We start from the raw sequence: 18,651 nt of genomic DNA on the forward strand, positions 1-18,651 counted from the left end.
GCGCTGGTGTCTCAACGGGGGACGGATCACTACGGAAGGGCGCCCCATGATCGACGAAACGAGTCCGGCCCTGAAAGTTGCGCTGGCCCACCATCGGGCCTGGACGGCCAAGGATCTCGACCTGGCCATGAGCTACCTCGCCGACGCCTTTGTCTGCGATGCCCCGGCCGGGCGCCTTGGGAGCAGGGACGCGTACCGGGAGTTCCTGACGCCGTTCTCCCGGATGCTGATCAGCTCGACCCTGATCGCGGGCTTCGGCGACCAGGAGCAGGCGCTGATCATGTACGACACGACAACCCCGCTGGTGGCGAGCGGTCCCGGGGCCGAGTGCCTGACCGTGCGGGACGGGCTGATCACCTACAGCCGGTTCCTCTTCGACCGTCTGCCGTTCGAGCAGGCGCGGCAGGCTAGGGCTTAGCGAGGGCGGCCGACAGCAGCTCCTGCAGTTTGCGGGCGCGGGCCGGGTGCCGGTGCGAGACCCAGGCGACCCGGCCGGCGAGCTGCGCGGCGAAGTCGGCGTGGCCGTCACGGTTCGCCTCGGCCAGGCCGTGGGTCGCGGCGTTGTGCAGGGTGGCGCGCAACCGGTCGTAATCCTCGCGGGGTACGGCCGGGCTGCTGTTGACCACGAGTCCGGCGAGCAGTTGACGGTCCGCCTGTCCGCGTACCCGGGTCTTGGCGGGGTTGATCTCGAAGCCCTCGTCGACGGCGATGCTGTGGACGTACGGGATGAGGTTGTGGGGGTGATCGGGGCCGGAGAAGGCCAGGTCGTCGGCGTATCGGGAGTAGTGCAGGCCGAAGCGGCCGGCGAGGCCGGTGAGCCGCCGGTCGAGGCGGAAGGCGCAGAGGTTGGCCAGCGCGGGTGAGGTCGGCGCGCCCTGCGGCAGGTGCGGGCGGCGCAGCAGCGCGGCCAGCCTCGGATCGGGGGCGTCGCGCAGCACACGCGCGGGCGTCCGGGTTGTGGTCAGGGCGGTCAGCGCATGGGCGACCGGCTCGGGATATCCGGCGCTGCGGAAGATGCCGTAGATCCGGGCGGCGGTGACGGTCGAGAAGAACGCCCGCAGGTCGAGCCGGACGACGACCGCCTGACCGGCGTGCGAGGCGGCGAACGTGTGCACTCCGCGGCCGGGCACAAAACCGTGGGCGCGCTCGTGCACGGGCACCCGGGCCAGCACCTCGTCGAGCAGTCGCCGCTGCAGGGCCAGCAGGTGCGGTTTCGGGGCTTCGATCAACCGGTGCGGCAGCCACCTGTACCGGTAGTGCCGCAGCCGTTCGTCACGCGCGTGGCGGTTGATCTCCCGGCGGTCGGCGAACCAGTCCAGCAGGTCACCGTCGACGTCGAGGAACGCCGCCAGCTCGCCGAGATCGTTGATGGGCGGCGCGTGCCAGCGCATGCGCACGACCTGGACCGGCGTCACCCGCCGGCGCCGGATGACCGCCGGCCGGGTGATCCCCTCGAGGAAGCCGGCCAGCTCCCGCGGCCGGTCGGCCGGAGCGATCCTGTACGCCCGGAGCACCTTCACCACGGCCCGGTCGACCCAGCGCCGCTCCCGCCCGAGCACGGCTGCCCCGGCCTTGACCATCGCCTTGCGCCGCCACCGCGTGCTGAGGAACGCGTCCGCGAGCGCCGTCGCGACCCGTGGTGCGGCGGCAGCAGCGTGCCCCGACGAAACCCGGTCGTGCCTGCGCGTTCTCGCGCGAAGCGCGGCGAGGCGCCGGCGATGCGCTGCGGTAGTCACCTGTTCGCCCCGGGGTTACCCCGGAGAGACCCGTGAGGGTCAGCTCGGGACACGCTGCCACCACCGCATCGTAGGGGGTCGTGCAAGCCGATACCCTGCATATGGGCTGCCGCCCGATCGTCAGAGTGGAGAGCCGTGAAGGTAAAGCTCAACAAGCGCCAGCTCCTGCTCGGGGCCGGTGTGGTCGTCCTGGTCCTGGGTGGACTGGCGGTCGGCCGGGCCTCGCAGGACGAGGGTCCGGGCACGCTCGACGACGCCGCGGTCCAGGCCTGCAACGACTTCGCCGCCGGTGAGGACGACGCCCGTTCGAAGACGCAGCGGCTGGCGCTGGCCGACCGGGTCAACAAATCCTCGGCCGAGAGCGACAACAAGACGATCGCGGAGAGGGGCGCGGCGATGGGCCGCAGCGCGAACGACAGCACGAAGGTGTGGCGGGCCGACGCCGACGCCTTCACCAAGGCGTGCCGGGACGCCGGCTGGAGTTGATCCGACGGGCACCCCGAGTTTGCCGTCTCTCTGTATCGTGGCCCGGTCATCCATCGACGGGGAGTAACACGTGAAGAAACTGCTCGGACTTGGTGCCGCCGCTCTTGCTGTGGGCGCGATGTCCTTCCCGGCCGCTGCTGTCGCGGCGCGGGCGGAGGGCCCCGCTCTGGTCGCCCTCACCGAGAAGGACGCCGCGACCGGCAAGAACAAGGTCTACCCGGTGGAGCAGGGTGACCTGTCGCCGGCCGTCATCGGCGTGGCCAACAACTCCGAGGCAGCGATCGACGGTGTGGTGGTGAACATCCGGGTGCTCAACGACCTGGACCTTCCGCGCACATTCAGTAACTGTGCGTACTACGACGACAGTAACCTCGAGGGCGCCTGGTGCGAGTTCGACACCGAGCTCGCCGCCGGTAAGACCTACGCGATCGCGGACTCGCTCGTGAAGGTTGCGCCTGACGCGGTCCAGGAGAACATCAGCGCCATCATCCACCACTGGATCACGGCCGATGCGGCCAAGGAGCAGGGCGGCATCGAGGCGCTGGCCAAGCGGGACAGCCGTACGGACGAGTCGGCCCCGGGCACCCAGGGTCCGGTTGCGCTCGAGGAGCGGGAGCTCCCGCTGCCCGGCACGCTCACCCCGCTCGGCTTCGCGTACGTGAAGCTGCCGCCGACGCCGACCACGACGCCTACCGCCACCCCGACCGCCACGCCGACTGCCACCCCGACCGCCACGCCCACCGGCTCGCCGACCGCGACGCCGACCTCCACCGAGGGTGCGGCCGCGGGTGGTGGCGACGGTGGCGGCCTTCCCGTCACGGGAGCCAAGGCTGCGACCGTGGCCGGCGCCGGTGTTGCACTCCTGCTGGCCGGTGGTGCCGGTTACGTGGTGGCCCGCCGTCGCCGGACGCGTTTTGTCGCCTGAACCCAGCACGTCGAGCCGCCCCGGGACAGCACACGTCCCGGGGCGGCTCCTTGTTGTGCGTCCCCGAGCCAGGGCGGGTTGACACGGGTCGATGGATGGACTGGTGTGAGGCAACAACATCCTTCGATGTCGCAGGAGGTTCGATGCTTCACCGACGACGCTGGGCGGCCACCGCCGCCACAGCCGTTCTCACGGCCGGGCTGCTGACCCATCCGGGAGCCAGTGCCGCGGCCCCGCCGGAGGCCGATCTGGCTGCCGGCTCGTCCGCCCTGGTCCGCTTCGAGCTGCCCAGCGAGGCGATGTTCCAGGACCTTGTCGCGTCCGGAGCGGACATCGCCGCGCGCCCGCGCACCACACCCGGCAAGGTCATGGCCGACCTCGTGGTCACCGGCACGGAGCTCGATGCGCTGACCGCGCGCCGGGCTGTGGCCGTACAGATGATCCCGACCGTGACGCCGAGCTCGCGCCGGATCGCGGCGGCGGCGGAGGACACGCTGCAGTTCCTCCAGGCCTACTGGTGGACCAGCAACGGCAAGACCTTCCTGCAGACCCAGGTCGCCACGTCGGCGTCGGACGACCCCGACGTCGAGATCACCGTGACGTGGACGGCCGCCGACGGCACCACGGGCAGCTACCCGCTGTCACGGTTTGTCGACTCGGGCGAATACCAGTACCACGTGGCGCTGCCGCAGCCGGTGCCCGGGAAGCCGACCCGGGTGAGCGCAACCTCCAGCCTCGGCGGCACCTCACGGGTGATCACGCCGGCCGTCTGGCCCGGCGCGACGCCGCCGCCACAGCCGGCGGGTTACCAGAAGGACTTCATCGACGCGTACATGACGCCGACCGACATCAGCGCCCGCATCAAGCGGCTCGCCCGGCAGTACCCGGCGCTGGTCGACGTGCTCAACCTGCCGAACCGCACCCAGGGCTACCGGCGTACGGCGGTGGCCTACCTCGGTGATCCGGCCGCGGTGGCCGTGGTCGTCGAGTCCGTCAAGTACGGCGACCAGGGGCTCAACGGCGTACAGGTGCGCACCGTCGATCCGCAGAAGCCGAACCGTCCGCTCGGCGCGACGTACCGGGACCGGGTGCTGACCGTGTCCCTGGCGACGGACGCGGGCGGCAAGGCGATCAGCACGACCGACGACGTGGCGGCCTTCATCACCGCGCGTTACCCGCAGCAGTTCCGTGCGTTCGTCGAGGACGGCTCGGCGGGCGCCCCGATGCCGGTGGCCGGCCCGGCCCGTCTCGACGACGGCCTCAAAGGCACCGAAGTGCCGCGCAAACCGTGGACCGTCCAGGCGCTGCGCATCGGCGCGGTCCGCGACGACTCCAAGATCGGCGTCCTGACCTATTCGCAGGAACACGCCCGCGAATGGGCCACCCCGCTGGTCACCATGGAATTCGCCGAACGCCTGCTCGCGAATTACGCCACCGACCCGCAGACCCGCACGCTGCTCAACGACGTCGAGGTGTTCGTCATCCCGACGGTCAACCCCGACGGCGCCAACTACTCGTTCAACGACTTCAACTTCCAGCGCAAAAACCTGACCAACCACTGTACGGGCGCAGCCCGCGACCCGGCCCGCCGCGACTCGTGGGGTGTCGACGTCAACCGCAACTACGCGGTCGGCTCGTTCTTCGACGGTTACGTGGGCGGCAGCGCCAACTGCCTCTCCGGCACCTACTCCGGCACGGCCGAACTGTCGGAGCCCGAAAGCCGCAACGTCGTGGCGCTGGCCGAAGCCCACCCGAACATCAAGTTCTCGATGAACGTCCACAGCTACGGCGGCTACTTCATGTGGTCACCGGGCGCGTACAAGGCGGCGGGCCGCGTCACCCTGCCCCGCCCCTCCATCGACGAGTCGAAGTACTTCCAGGACAGCGCCCGCCGCATCGTCGGCGCCATCGCCACCGAACGCGAAACGGTGACCTGGCCCGCGTACACCGGACCGGTCGCCGACGTCCTGTACTCGGCCGCGGGCAACTCGGCCGACCACCTCTATTACGACCTGGGCATCGTGGCCTGGAACTTCGAGGTGGGCAACGACCGCTGGAACGAGTCCACCCAGCAATGGGAAGGAATGGGCTTCCAGCCACCGTACGAGGAGGCCCACGCGGAGTCCCAGGAATACGCGAGCGGCCTGATGGAACTGGTCCGGGTCGCCCGCGACCAGGCCGCCGCCCAGCGCTGAGAAATCGTGGGGCCGGGCATCAGCCCGGCCCCACGACTCAGTGTTCGCAGTTGACTCTGGTGTCGTACTTGCGGGCCTGGCACTGATCGCCGGCCGGGCCGTTCGGGCCGCCGTCGAGGCGGTCGGAGATGTTGCGTTCGTCGTCGAGGCCGTAGAGCTGGTCGTCGCCGGCTTCGCCGTAGAGGGTGTCGTGGCCGTCCTTGGCCGCGCCGAGGGAGACGTCCCAGAGGTCCATGCCGTAGAGGGAGTCGTTGCCGGCGCCGCCGCGGATGGTGTCGGTGCCGGTCAGGCCGGTGATCTGGTTGGCGGCCTTGTTGCCGGTCAGGTGGTCGTTGCCCAGGCCACCGGTCAGGTTCTCGACGTCGGAGCCGACCGTGTCGTGCTCGCCCGGCTGGCCGTCGTCGCCGCTCGCGCCGTCCAGGTCGACGGTGATCGCCTTGACGCTCTCGCTGTAGTCGGCCAGGTCGGTCCCCGGGCCGCCGAGCAGGACGTCGGCGGACACACACTTGGCGACGCTGCTGCCCTGGGAGCACTCGTCGCCCTGCAGGACGTCGTCGCCGGAGCCGCCCTCGAGGCGGTCGCGGCCCGGGCCGCCCCAGAGCAGGTCGCTGCCCGCGCCGCCGTAGAGCTTGTCGTTGCCGACCAGGGCCACGAGCCGGTCGGAGCCGTTGTCGCCGTAGAGCTTGTCGTTGCCCGAGGACTTGCCGGCGGCGTCCTCGACGGTGTCGTCACCGTCGCCGGCGTGGACGACGTCGTTGCCCGTCTGGCCGTCGATGGTGTCGTTGCCACCGCGGCCCCAGACCGTGTCGTTGCCGTTGCCGCCATAGAGCCGGTCACCGCGGGAGCCACCGGTGATCCGGTCCGCGGCGGTGCCCCCGTCGGCGGTCATCCGCACGTCGGTGTTGTTGACGATGCTGTCGTTGCGGTCGTACGTGTAGACGCGTACCCGGGTGGGTGTCTTCTTGGTCGTGCACTTGACCCTGGTCTTGTCGCCCTTGACCTTCTTGCAGCCCTTGCCGGCCTTGACGGCGACCCGGTCGTCGATCGTGACGGTACGCCCGGAGCGCGTGACGACAACCTTGTTCTGCTTACCGCCGGCCGCCTTGTACTGCACGACGGTGGACCCCGACACGGACGCCGTGCCGCTCCCGGCGGCCTCGGCGGGCGTGACTGCCAGCCCGCCGAGGGCGATCGTGGTGAGCAGGGTCAGGCCCACCCTGAGCGGCCAGCTTGCGGGCGGCATCAGGCGAAGCCCTTGATCGAGGTCCAGTCGCTCGTGAGGATCACCTTCACCGGAGCACCGGTGTTGGTCTTGGTCGGGTGGTAGACGCGGGTCTGCCCGTCCGCGCCGAAGCGGGCCCACATGTCCGGGATGCTGTCGCCGTTGGTGTCCGGGACGCCGATCACCGCGGTGATGGCTGTTCCGGTCCAGTTGGTGCCGTAGGAGACGTCACCCTGGCGGGAAGCCGCCGCCGTCTTCAGCGAGTCGAGGGTGACGCTGCCGGCGACGGTGCCCGGCTTGCCGTGGCGCAGGTACATGACGCCGGTCGACACGTTGCGCCACACCAGGTCCGGGGTGGTGTCCAGGTCGACGTCGGCGATGTTGACGATCTCGCTGGTGGCCCAGGTGGTGCCCTCCATCAGGGTCGCCGTCTGGAAACTGCCGCCGGTGTACCCGGACAGGATCCAGAACGCGGAGCCGGAGCGCAGGGCGAGGTCGGGCAGCTTGTCACCGTTGATGTCGCCGACCGCCTTGAGCTGCGTCCACGTCGACGGTGCCGGCGTGTTCGAGGGCAGCAGGACCTTCAGGCGCTGGTCGACGTTGAAGCTGCCGTAACCGTCACCGGGATAGAGCCAGAAACCGCCGTCCGGGGTACGCGCGAACAGGTCGGTCACCCCGTCACCCGGGTACGCGTCCGAGTGCTTGGCGATCAGTGCCGCCTTGCCGGTCGCCGGGTCGTACCAGTGGCCGGTCGGGTTGAGCTTGCCGCCGGTGGAGTACGCCGAGGCGAGCGAGCCGAACAACTCGCCGTCGGTGTCACCGGGCAGTGTCCGCAGGTTTCCGGCACCGTCGATGACCAGCAGGTCGGGGCGCCCGTCACCACCGGTGTCACCCGGGCCGTCGGCCGCATCACGCGGCGGTACGTAGAACGAGTACGTCGTCCCGGCGCTGACGTTGCCGGCGGCGTCGTACGCGTACGCGATCACGGTCGTGGGTCCGGAGTGCCGCGGCTTGAGGTCGGGCACGGTGGCCTTGCCGCTGCTGGCGGTCACCGTCTTGACGTCGATGTATTCGAACGAGTAGGTGAACTTGCTCGCACCGGCCGCGGTGAAGGTGATCGGGCCGGTCCCGCCGAACTTCACCGTCGACCAGGTCGTGCCGTCCGAGGTGGCCTCGAGGAACACGGGGCTGTCGATGTCCGGGGCGGGCGGCGCGGACGCGTCGACGGTGAAGCGGCACGGCTCGGTGGTGCCACCGGGGAAGAACGAGGACACCAGGCCGCCCTGGTCCTCGGAGCGCACGTCCCACGAGTAGGTGGCCTTGTCGGTCAGGCTCGCCGTCGGGATCGTCACCGTGGCCTTGCCGGCGCTGGTCGGGGTGACCAGGGTGCCGTCGGGAACCGTGGCGCCGGTCTTCCACCAGCGGAAACGCAGCTTGGACAGGTTGCCGTCGGGGTCCGTGGCGGTCGCCGAGAGCACGATGTTGGTCTTGGCGATCGTGACGCCGTTGCCCGGGCCGGGCGTGCAGGCGCCACCGGGCGACGTCGTGCCGCCGGTCGGCTCCGCGGGCGTGCGGTTGTAGACGGCCGTGAGCTCCGCGGTGCTGGCCTGGAACTTGCGCCAGGTCAGGGTGTCGCCCTCGCTGGAGGCGCGCATGCCGAGGGTGAGGTTGGAGGCGCCGGCGTCGGCGGCCACCTGGGCGGCGCCCCGGACGTTGAAGGCGACGTAGTCGTCGGAGCAGGAGCTGTTGTAACCGTGGGCGAACGACAGCTTCTGCTGCAGGGTGATCCAGCTCGGCTGTTTGTTCCAGGTGGTGCCCGAGGAGATGGGCCCGGTGTGCCAGAGCTGGAACTCGCGGTTGGTGCACGACCACGAGTGGTTGTTCAGCACCTTGAAGCTGGCGGAGTCGATCTCCGCACCCTTGATCTTGCTGTCGAAGGCCATCCGCCAGAAAGACCGGGCCAGACCGTTGCTGTCCGTCTCGTACCCGACACGGGCGTCGGAGGTGCCGCCGTTGAAGCCGGTGCCGTTGAGGAAGTTGCTGTTCGGGTTCGGCTTGTGGACCAGCGCCCAGGCCTGGTCGCCGCCGTTCATGGTCGGGTCCAGGAACAGCGGGAAGCGCGCCTTCTTGTCGGTCAGCAGCCCTGATGCGGCGGCGTCGAGGTGCAGCACGGCCCGACCGGTGCCGTCGCCCTCGAGCCGGGTGGGCATCGGCGCCTGGCGTACGCCGGGCTCCATGCCGCTGAGCCCGGAGAGCTTGAGGACGTCGGCGGAGGTGGCCACCGACAGCCGCGGGGTCTCGGGGGACTCGGGGTCACGCCCGGAGGAGTCCCACGCGAGCGGGGTGGGGATGGAGCTGACCTCGGCCTTGGTCTTCGCGTCGAGGAGTCGCACGCCGCCGGTGGTCTTGTCGTGGCGGAACACCACGCCGTCCGACCGCAGGCCGTAGCGCAGCGCGCGCACGGCAGGGGTGGCCGCGGCAGTCTTGACGATCAGCAACTGTCCGAAGCCGCCCTCGGCCCGGGCCACGAGCAGCAGGTCCACACCGGACAGCACCTCGGGGTAGAGCGCGCGGTTGCCCTCGAGGACGGGCTTCGGCAGCGGTCCCGGCCAGGTGTAGGTGATCGTGCGCCCGCCGAGGTCCATCTCGGCCAGCACGGTCTCGGCGGCGGTGCCACCGGCTGTCTCACCGGCGGTCTCGCCGGCGGAGAAGCGCACCGGGGCCGGGGTGTTGCCGGGCTGCACCGTCTTTCCGGTCAGCGTCAGCTTGGTGTCGATGGGCGCCCACTGCCCCTGGGAGTTCTTCGCCCGCTGCGGCCCGGCGCTGATCGTGGTGCGCAGCTTGCCGTCGGGCAGTGCCCAGGTCTGCGACGTGGCGCTGGTGGCCTTGTCGACCAGCACGTCCTTGCCGCTGGTCGCCGCCTCGGTCATGGCGGCGGTCTCGTCCTTGGGGCCGAGAGCCACCGGCGTGACGTCGACGGCGCTGTCGCGCTGCGTTCGGGGTTCCGCGCCGCCGTGGGGCCAGAACGGCACCGAGGCGGCGACGAGCACGGCCGGTACGGCGACCAGCGTGCAGGCCAGCCGGACACGGGTGCGCACAAGGGGACTGAGCAGACGAGGCACGGTCACGGCGATCTACTCCCGTGGGGACCAGGTGGAAATGGAGGCAGCACGAACAGCCCTCGACGGCGAGCCGCGGGGCAGAGAGCGCGGACACGATCGCACAGCGGACAGGCCCCGCGGGGGGTTATCAATTCGTTACATCTGAAGTTTGGATTAAATGAGTGACGTCCGATTTGCACAGCTTCCAAGCCTCTTGCCGTAACGATTGCCCGGTTTTAACCCCAGGAGCGTGATAGATCTAAATACTTCTTTGCGCGGCGATATAAGAGTGATCATGCCGTGAGCTGATTCACATCCATCACTTTGTGCAATCTTGAGTGCACCACGCTCCTGAAGAGAGAGTGCCCCCGCACGCGCCTCGCTCGGCGTGTGTCTTTTTGTCTTTCGCGCCTTCATGGGGGTCGACGCGCATGCGTGGTACAGGTCCGTTCCTGACGGAATCAGGCCGCCGCATACAACGGCGGCGCCGCGTGCGCACAGCCGTGATCGCGGTGCTGGCCGCGACCCTGGTGGCGACGAACATGCCGGCCGCGGCGTGGGCCGTCCCGGGTCCCGGCATGGACCGCGGTGACGCCGTCGTCGAGCTGCCGGACGTGCCCAAGAGCACCGAGGTCGGCCAGGACGAGGACGCCGAGGCCAACCTGACCACGGCCGACGAGGTGCCCGTCGACCCGTACGCCCCGACCGCCGTCACACCGTGGCAGCAGGACAGTGGCGTCGTCGACCTGACCGGTGTGCAGCCCGGTGAGAGCAAGCCGGTCGACGACCTGCCGATCGCTCTGGGCGTACCCGAGGGTGGTGACCCGGCAGCGCTCGCGGGTGACTGGACCATCGGTCTCGCGGCCCCCGAGGCGTCGCAGACGGCGGGTGTCTCCGGCCTGATCATGAAGGTGACGCCGCCGGTCGCCGCCGACCCGGCCGCCGAGGTCGCGCTGAGCGTCGACTACACCGCCTTCGCCGACCTGTACGGCCCGCAGGCCGCCGACCGCTTCGGTCTGATGGTGCTGCCGGACTGTGTCTACGACGCCCCCGGAACCGGCGACTGCGCCCCGGACCCCACCGAGGAGGAGACCGAGCCCACGGCCGCCGTCCAGCTGGTGCCGAGCGAGGTCACGCTGGTCCCCGCCAAGTCCTCGGTCATGCGCACGCTGGCTGCCGCGGACGACGCACCCACCCGCCGCATCGTCAGCGGCAGCGTGCCGATCAACAAGCTGCTCAGCGACTCCGCCAACGGCGGCACCGGCGGGATGGCACGCGCGGCCGCCGCTGCTTCCGGCTCCGGCGTGGTCGGCGCCCTCGACACCGGCGCCTCGCCGTCCGGTGACTTCACCGCGACGCCGCTGCTCTCCTCGGGCTCCTGGGCGTCCGGCTCGTCGTCGGGTGCCTTCACCTACTCGTACCAGGTGCAGGTGCCGGAAACGGCCGGTGGCCTGACGCCGCAGATCGGTCTCTCCTACTCCTCGCAGTCGGTCGACGGCCGCACCTCATCGACGAACAACCAGGCGTCCTGGATCGGTGACGGCTGGGACTACAGCGCCGGCTCGATCACGCGGACCTACGCCAACTGCACGCAGGACAGCAAGAAGGCGGGCTCGAGCAACGCCAAGCACAAGACCGGCGACATGTGCTGGGGCTCCAAGAACGCCACCCTGTCGCTCGGCGGTTCCACGACCGAGTTGGTCTGGGACGACAGCAAGAACAAGTGGTTCACCGCCAACGGCGACGGCTCGGTCATCGACCAGAAGTTCGACACCAACAAGGGCAACGGTGACAAGGACGGCGAGTACTGGGTCGTCACCACCCGCGACGGCACCAAGTACCACTTCGGCCTGAACAAGCTCCCGGGCTGGTCGACCAACGACCCGGTCACCAACTCGGTCCTGACCGTCCCGGTCTACAGCAACCACACCGGCGAGCCGTGCTATCAGGGCTCGACGATCGACGACTTCAAGAAGTCCTCGTGCACGGAGGGCTGGCGCTGGTCGCTCGACTATGTCGAGGACGTGCACGGCAACGCCATGAGCCTGTGGTGGGCCAAGGAGCAGAACTACTACGCCAAGAACTTCAACTTCAAGGCCCCCGTCAAGTACGACCGCGGCGGTTACCTGACCCGCATCGACTACGGCCAGCGCGCCAACACGATGTACTCGGCCGAGCCGCTGGGCCGCGTCGGCTTCACCGTCGACGAGCGCTGCTACACCGAGGGTTCCGTCACCTGCACCGACGAGAACTTCGCCAGCAAGGACCCGGGCAAGTACCGCGTCTGGTACGACACCCCGGCCGACCTGCGCTGCGAGTCGAAGAAGATGTGCTGGAACGCCGCACCCTCCTTCTTCACCCGCAAGCGCCTGGACAAGATCACGACGTCGGCGCAGCGCAAGGCGGGCTCCACCGCCCGTCAGACCGTCGACGAATACCAGCTCAAGCAGAAGTTCCCGGTCCTGCGCACCGGCCCGAACACCGCGCTGTGGCTCGAGTCGATCAAGCGCACCGGCTTCGGTGTGAACGGCGACAAGGCCGAGCTCAACCCGGTGCGTTTCGAGTCCAACGCCGAGGACATGCCCAACCGCGTCAAGCGCGACAACCGCCCCGGCTTCTCCCGCCTGCGCATCTCCCGCGTCATCAACGAATACGGCGGCGAAACCGTCGTCTCGTACAAGGCGCCCGAGGGTGACTGCAAGACCGGCACCGGCCTGCCCGGCAAGGGCGACACCGCCGAACTGAAGTCCAACAACCGCCTCTGCTTCCCCGCCTTCTGGCACCCGGACCCGGCGGCCGAGCAGATCGACTGGTTCCACAAGTACGTGGTCGCCGGCATCGAGGAGCTGCCCAACGTCGACGGTGCGTTCAGCACGGTGACGAACTACAGCTACAAAGACGCCGCGTGGAAGCTCGCCGAGCAGGAGTTCACCAAGAAGGCCACCCGGACGTACTCCGAGTTCGGCGGCTTCGCCCAGGTCACCACCCTCACCGGCGCTGACGACGCGGCGATCGGCAGCAAGAAGACCAAGTCCGTCGCCCGCTTCTTCCGCGGCATGGGCGACACGGTCTCGGTCAAGGACATCACCGGCGCCGAGATCGCCAAGGACGAGGACCCGTTCGCCGGCCGCATCGCCGAGGAACTCACCTACTCCAACGCCGGCGACGACGACACCGACTGGCTGACCCGCAGCATCACCTACCCGGCCGCAACCGAGCTGGGCAAGCGCGACCGCGACGGAATCAGCCCCCTGCAAGCCTGGCGTGTCACCGAACCCCGCCAGGTCACCTACACCAAATCCTCCGGTACGGGCGACGACACCCGCACCCAGCGGATGCTCGACACCCGGACCACCTACGAGGCAACGTACGGCCTGCCGACCCGCGTCGAGTCCTACGGTGACACCGGCAAGACAGGCGACGAGTCCTGCACCAACCTCGAGTACGTTCACCACACCGGCAAGAACATCATCGGCCTGACCAAGCAGGTTCGCACCAGCCCGACGACCTGCGCCGCGGCGACTTTCGACACGCTGACGTCGCTGACCTCCGCCAACCGGATGGCCTACGACGGCGGGACGTACGGGGCCGCACTCGCCGACACGACGCGTGGTCTCGCCTCGCAGACCTGGTCGCTGAAAGCGGACGGCTCCGGTTTCCAGAGTGACGGCACCACCGGCTTCGACACCACCGGTCGTGTGGTCAGCCGCACCGACCCCGACGGCAAGACCGCGACGATCACCTTCGAGCCGGCGTCGGGTCAGGCGTTCAAGGTCACCGAGAAGAACTCACTGGGGCACAGCCAGGTTCAGGAGATCGAGCCCGGCCGCGCCAACGGCATCAGGACGACCGACGCCAACGGCAACACCAGCGAGGCTCAGTACGACCCACTCGGCCGCCTCGTCAAGGCCTGGGGAGCGGGCCGTGCGAGCACGGGAGTGCCGGACTTCGAAGCGGTCTACAGCACGCCTGTCGGTAAGCCGCCGTTCGTGACCTCGAAGTCCCGCGGGCACGAGAACCGCATCGAAACCTCTGTCACCCTGTACGACGGCCTCGGCCGCGAGCGGCAGACGCAGGAGCAGGCAACCGGCGGCGGCCGCCTGATCACCGACACGCTCTACAACAGCTCCGGTGAGGTCTGGCAGACCAACAATGCCTACTTCTCCGTGGGCGCACCCAGCGGAGCGATGTTCACTCCGCTGGCAGAGACCGCGGTGCCGAACGCCACGCGGTACACCTACGACGGCCTCGGCCGGGTGACTCAGGAACTGCCGATCCTGCAGGGAGCGGAGAACCCCACCCGGGCGACCCGCTACAGCTACGGCGCTGACCACTCCACGGTGATCAACCCGGTGGGTGCGGCTTCGTACCGCATCTTCACGGACGCACAGGGCCGCACATCCCGCGTCGACACGTTCACCGACGCCGACCGCACCGCGTTCACTTCGATGCGGTACCAGTTCGATGCGCGTGGCCAGCTGTCCAAGGCCACCCACTCCGCCGACAGCACGCGGCCATGGTCCTGGACCTATGACCAGCGTGGCCGGATGGAGACCGCCACCGACCCGGACACCGGAGTCACCCGCACCACGTACGACAACCGGGATCGGGCTCAGACGGTCACCAATGCCCGCAACATCACGCTGTGGAACGGCTACGACGAGCTGTCCCGCCCGACCCAGCAGCGGCTGGGCGGCAGCACCGGTGAGCTGGTGGGTGAGTTCACCTACGACACCGCACCCGCCGGCAAGGGCATGCCGGCCACGGCCACCCGGTACACCGACGGTCTGCCGTACAAGCAGACGATCGGCGGCTACAGCCGGGATTACCAGCCGACGTCCTCGACGCTGACCCTCCCGCAGTCGATCGCCGACACGTGGGGACTGCGGAGCTCCTACAGCTACAACTTCACGTACACCGACACCGGCCTGCCGGAGTCGACGACCGTGCCCGCAATCGGCAATTTCACCGACGAGAAGCTGCTCGTGCGCTACACCGCGGACGGCCTGCCGCTCTCGGTGTCGGGCAAGGAGTGGTACGGCGCCGAGACGGTGTACTCGCCGTACGGGCAGGTCATGCGTTCGACGCTCGGTGCCCAGCCGTACCGGGTCTGGGTCCAGTCCTCGTACTTCGAGGCCTCGGGCGCGCTCACCGATCAGCAGGTCTACCGCGAGGGCACGACGGACAAGACAGTCGTCGGCGGCAACCTGGTGTCGCACCGCTCCTACGCGTACGACGAGGCGGGCAACGTCACGTCGATCCGGGAACGGGCGACAGGTATCCAGGAGCGGCAGTGTTTCTGGCACGACAAGGTCGGCCAGATGACCAAGGCGTGGACCTCCAAGGACCAGGAGACCTGTGCTGCCGGTCCGGTCAACGCCGACGGAACGCCGAACGTCGCGGCGGGCCCGGACAACGCGGGTTATTGGCAGGAGTACGAGTACGACCTGCTCGGCAACCGCAAGAAGCTGGTCGAGAAGGACCTCACGGGTAACGCCGCGAAGGACGCGACCACCGACTACAAGTACGGCAAGGCCGATGGCAGCCAGCCGCGCACCCTGACCAAGGTGACCAAGAAGTACGTCACCCCGGCGGGTGCGGCGGTCACCGCCGAGGCTGAGCGGCTCTACGAGCTGACCGGTGACACCAAGTCGGTCACCTCGCTGCAGAACGGCGACAAGCAGGACCTGGCCTGGACGTTCGACGGCAAGGTCGAACGCATCGCCGGTCAGGGCGCCAACGGCAAGACCTCGTACATCGGTCTGGCGGGCAAGTGCCTCGACCTGAAGTCGAGCATGCCGACGGCCGGCCAGCCGATCCAGCTCTACACCTGCAACGGTGGATTGGCGCAGAAGTGGCGCTTTACGCCGGCGCCGAACCAGACCGACGCGAACCTCGGCACGCTGTCGATCCACGACGGCTGGTGTCTGCAGCCGGCGGCCAACACGGCCGGTTCGGCGTTCGGGCTACAGAAGTGTGACGGCTCGGCGGCGCAGCAGATCAAGCGGAACCTGGCCACCAACCAGCTCACCCACGTCGGGTCCGGGCTGTGCGTGGCGGTCAAGGACGCAGCTACGACCGACGCGACCCCGGTCGTGCTGGTCGCCTGCGCCGTGACGTCGACTGCCCAGCAGTGGCAGGCGCAGAACGAGACGCGTCACATCTACGGCCCCGACGGGTCGCGCCTGCTGACAGTGCAGGGCAAGCAGGCCACGCTGCACCTGGGCGAAGCCGAGCTCACCGTCCAGCAGGGCGGCATCCTGGTCAACACGCAGCGCTCGTACGCGGTACCCGGCGGTGCCGTGATCCGCAACGCCTACGGTGCGGGCACCTCGGGGTTGATCGCCGTCGCCGCCGATCACCAAGGCACGCCGTACGCCGAGGTTGCTCTGAACAGCACGATGCAGGTGCGGATCCGGAAGCAGGACGCGTTCGGCAACCAGCGGGCGACGGTCCCGCTGGGCATGCACATCGCGAACAACGACGGGTTCCTCGGCGCAAGCCGCGACGACGCCTCGGGTTACGCCCCGCTCGGCGCGCGTCTCTACGACCCGGTCGTCGGACGGTTCATGTCGGCCGACCCGGTGCTGGACCTGGCCGACCCGATCCAGTCCAACGGGTACGCCTACGCGCACAACAACCCGGCCACACTGTCCGACCCGTCGGGTCTGTCGGTATCGCTGACGCCGTCCGAGATGGCCGCAGCGCTCACCGGTGCCGGCCTGTCGGCAGCGCAGGTCGCTGACGCCCAGGCCAACTCCACCCGGTCGCTCACCTCGGTGATCCTGTCGGCGGCCTGGTCGATGCTGAAGGACTTCATCGGCATCACCGATGCGATGAACTGCTTCGGCGGTGACATGTGGGCCTGCGGCAGCTTGATCATCGGTGCGATCCCGTGGGCCAAGCTGGGCAAGATCCCTGCGGTGCTCAGAGCCATCGACCGCACCATTGCCGCCATCCAGGCCTGGAAGACGGCGAAGAAGGCGGCAGAGGCTGTCCTGGCTGCCGCTCGAGCGGCGGAGAAGGCTGCGCTCAACGCCAAGAAGGCGGCGATCGAGCGAGCCAAGAAGGCCGCGCAAGCTGCCAAGAAGAAGGCTGCGGAAAAGGTCAACACGACCAGCAACCGTGCGGTCAACGCCACGAAAAAAACCGGTAACCCGGTCCAGAAACAGGCACAGGCCAAGGCCAACCCGAGGGGCGCGTCGGCTTCCGGCACCAGCTCCGGAAAGGGCGGCGGCGGCAAGGGCAAGTCGGGTGGGTCCTCCGGCGGGACGTCACGCGGAAGTGGCGGCTCCAACGGCGGTGGCGGTGCCAAGAAGGCCGGCGACGGGGACTCCTGCCTGACCAACAGCTTCACTCCGGGCACCAAGGTGCTGATGGGCGACGGCTCGCAGAAGCCGATCGAGGACGTGAAGCCCGGCGACGAGGTCAAGGCCACCGATCCAAAAACCGGTGAGACCCGGGTGGAGAAAGTCACCGCCGCCATCCAGGGCGAGGGCGTCAAGCACCTTGTCAAGGTCACGATCGACACCGACGGTGCTCGCGGCTCGGAATCGGCTCAGGTCACGGCCACCGACGGTCACCCGTTCTGGGTGGCGGAGATCGGTGACTGGGTCGACGCCACCGACCTGCAGACCGATCAGTGGCTGCGGACGAGCGCCGGAACCTACGTCCAGATCTCGGCGATCGACCGCTGGGACACGCCGCAGGCGACCGTCCACAACCTCACAGTCGGCGAGGTCCACACCTACTACGTCGTCGCCGGCGACGCACCTGTCCTCGTCCACAACTGTGGCGGCGACGGCAACAAGTCCACGGGCGCGGACGGTGGCGGCGATGTCGACCACATCGCGCTCGGCCGTTACGACAAGAACAGTGGCATGGACAACGGTGGCCTCGGGGCCTTCGCCGACAAGGTCGGCGCCCGGCGCATCAGCGGCACCCCGGACAGCCCGTGGGACCAGCAGGTCACGGACGCCGTGGCCGGCGTGTCGACCGGGCGGGTGAAGATATCCTTCATGCTCGACGGTCTTCCGGGAGCCGGCGGCGGTGTCGCCTCGGCAGTGAAGTCGGCGCAGAAGACATTCGAGAAGAGTGGCCGGGCAGGCATCATGCACACGCAGTGGGAGTTGCTGCAGGTTGCGGATGCCGGGTTGCTCGACAGCGTCGACTTCTACCGCTGGAACAGAAAAACGAGTGACTGGGGGAAGCTGTGACCTTCCGGTACCTGGCCGCCCCCGGGCCTCTCGAGCTGACGTTCGGCGTCCGCCTGTGGGCGTTCGAACCAGGCCACTCGAAGCTGCTCCTGCGCGGGTTCTCGGACCCCGAGTCCGAGGACGGGCAGACCATCGTCGATGTCGTCTTCAGCAACGTGACCCGCATGCGGCTCGATGCCGGCTACCCGGGCCTGATGGTCCGGGTGGCCGAGGAGTCCGACGCGATCCCGCAGGCCGAGATCGGCAGGACGTTCACCGACGACAAGGTCTACGCGGTCAACCCCGGTCCTCGCTACGGCTTCGTCGTGGCGGAGCGGGTGGACTGGGCGACCCTGGACATCCAGGGCCACGAGCCGAGCCCCCTGCTGGCCGAGGACACCGCACGGCTGACCGATGTGGCCGTGGGGGACATCTACTGGCTGTGAGCTGAGCTGAACGAGTAGTGGCCGGATCCGAACCATGGGTCCGGCCACTACTCGTTCTCTCCGTGCGGTGAAGATCTCCGAGCGGTCGGTCTGACAACCTCCTCGACAGCACCGCCCGGTCGCCTTGTGACTCCGCCAGGGCGACCGAGCGTTGTGCACAAGTGGCCGCCCCGTACGGAGGCCCTGACGGATGCCTCTCGGGCGCCGCAGGTGGTCGGTCAGCCGGCCATGCTTCATTCTGTCGCCACGTCCCTCGCCGGTGAGATCGACAGTGACGCCGTGCGGACGTGACTTGGCAGCGCCTGGACGCGCCCAGGGCAATCGTCTCCGGATCTACGAACCGCC

At 69.0% G+C, this 18,651-nt stretch carries 9 protein-coding genes; 6 read left to right on the forward strand and 3 right to left on the reverse strand.

Features of this window, described 5'->3' with window-relative positions:
- Positions 1 to 46: 46 nt before the first annotated feature.
- A complete protein-coding gene (locus AFR_RS03700; RefSeq protein WP_023357965.1) occupies positions 47 to 418 on the forward strand; it encodes a nuclear transport factor 2 family protein in 372 nt (123 codons plus the stop codon).
- Here AFR_RS03700 and AFR_RS03705 read toward each other — a convergent pair.
- The gene (locus AFR_RS03705) at positions 408 to 1,736 is read right to left on the reverse strand and encodes a reverse transcriptase family protein (protein WP_202963972.1); all 1,329 of its coding nucleotides are present in this window, start codon (positions 1,734 to 1,736) and stop codon (positions 408 to 410) included. The genes AFR_RS03700 and AFR_RS03705 overlap by 11 nt on opposite strands.
- Before the next feature lie 135 nt (positions 1,737 to 1,871).
- Here AFR_RS03705 and AFR_RS03710 point away from each other — a divergent pair, with 135 nt between their 5' ends.
- From AFR_RS03710 to AFR_RS03720, 3 genes are all read left to right on the forward strand, one after another.
- A complete protein-coding gene (locus tag AFR_RS03710) occupies positions 1,872 to 2,222 on the forward strand; it encodes a hypothetical protein (RefSeq protein ID WP_023357967.1) in 351 nt (116 codons plus the stop codon).
- A gap of 70 nt (positions 2,223 to 2,292) precedes the next feature.
- Positions 2,293 to 3,147: an LPXTG cell wall anchor domain-containing protein gene (locus AFR_RS47610; RefSeq protein ID WP_023357968.1), complete on the forward strand. Its 855-nt coding sequence runs from the start codon at positions 2,293 to 2,295 to the stop codon at positions 3,145 to 3,147.
- 143 nt (positions 3,148 to 3,290) lie between these two features.
- Positions 3,291 to 5,342: a M14 family zinc carboxypeptidase gene (locus AFR_RS03720; protein WP_023357969.1), complete on the forward strand. Its 2,052-nt coding sequence runs from the start codon at positions 3,291 to 3,293 to the stop codon at positions 5,340 to 5,342.
- A 37-nt stretch (positions 5,343 to 5,379) separates the two neighbouring features.
- Here the strand turns inward: AFR_RS03720 and AFR_RS43335 are convergent, their stop codons facing one another.
- Positions 5,380 to 6,585 carry a calcium-binding protein gene (locus AFR_RS43335; RefSeq protein WP_084297896.1) on the reverse strand — a complete coding sequence of 402 codons (1,206 nt, stop codon included), beginning with the start codon at positions 6,583 to 6,585 and terminating at the stop codon, positions 5,380 to 5,382.
- On the reverse strand, positions 6,585 to 9,692 hold the full coding sequence (locus tag AFR_RS03730; protein ID WP_041840581.1) for a DNRLRE domain-containing protein: 3,108 nt from the start codon (positions 9,690 to 9,692) through the stop codon (positions 6,585 to 6,587). Before AFR_RS03730 ends, AFR_RS43335 begins: the two co-directional genes overlap by 1 nt.
- A gap of 404 nt (positions 9,693 to 10,096) precedes the next feature.
- On the opposite strand from AFR_RS03730, the gene AFR_RS03735 reads away from it, so the two are divergent.
- Positions 10,097 to 17,881 carry a ricin-type beta-trefoil lectin domain protein gene (locus AFR_RS03735; RefSeq protein WP_084297897.1) on the forward strand — a complete coding sequence of 2,595 codons (7,785 nt, stop codon included), beginning with the start codon at positions 10,097 to 10,099 and terminating at the stop codon, positions 17,879 to 17,881.
- Positions 17,878 to 18,306: a hypothetical protein gene (locus AFR_RS03740; protein WP_023357973.1), complete on the forward strand. Its 429-nt coding sequence runs from the start codon at positions 17,878 to 17,880 to the stop codon at positions 18,304 to 18,306. Before AFR_RS03735 ends, AFR_RS03740 begins: the two co-directional genes overlap by 4 nt.
- Positions 18,307 to 18,651 lie beyond the last annotated feature (345 nt).

The sequence above is a fragment of the Amorphoplanes friuliensis DSM 7358 genome (assembly GCF_000494755.1).
Taxonomy (GTDB): domain Bacteria; phylum Actinomycetota; class Actinomycetes; order Mycobacteriales; family Micromonosporaceae; genus Actinoplanes; species Actinoplanes friuliensis.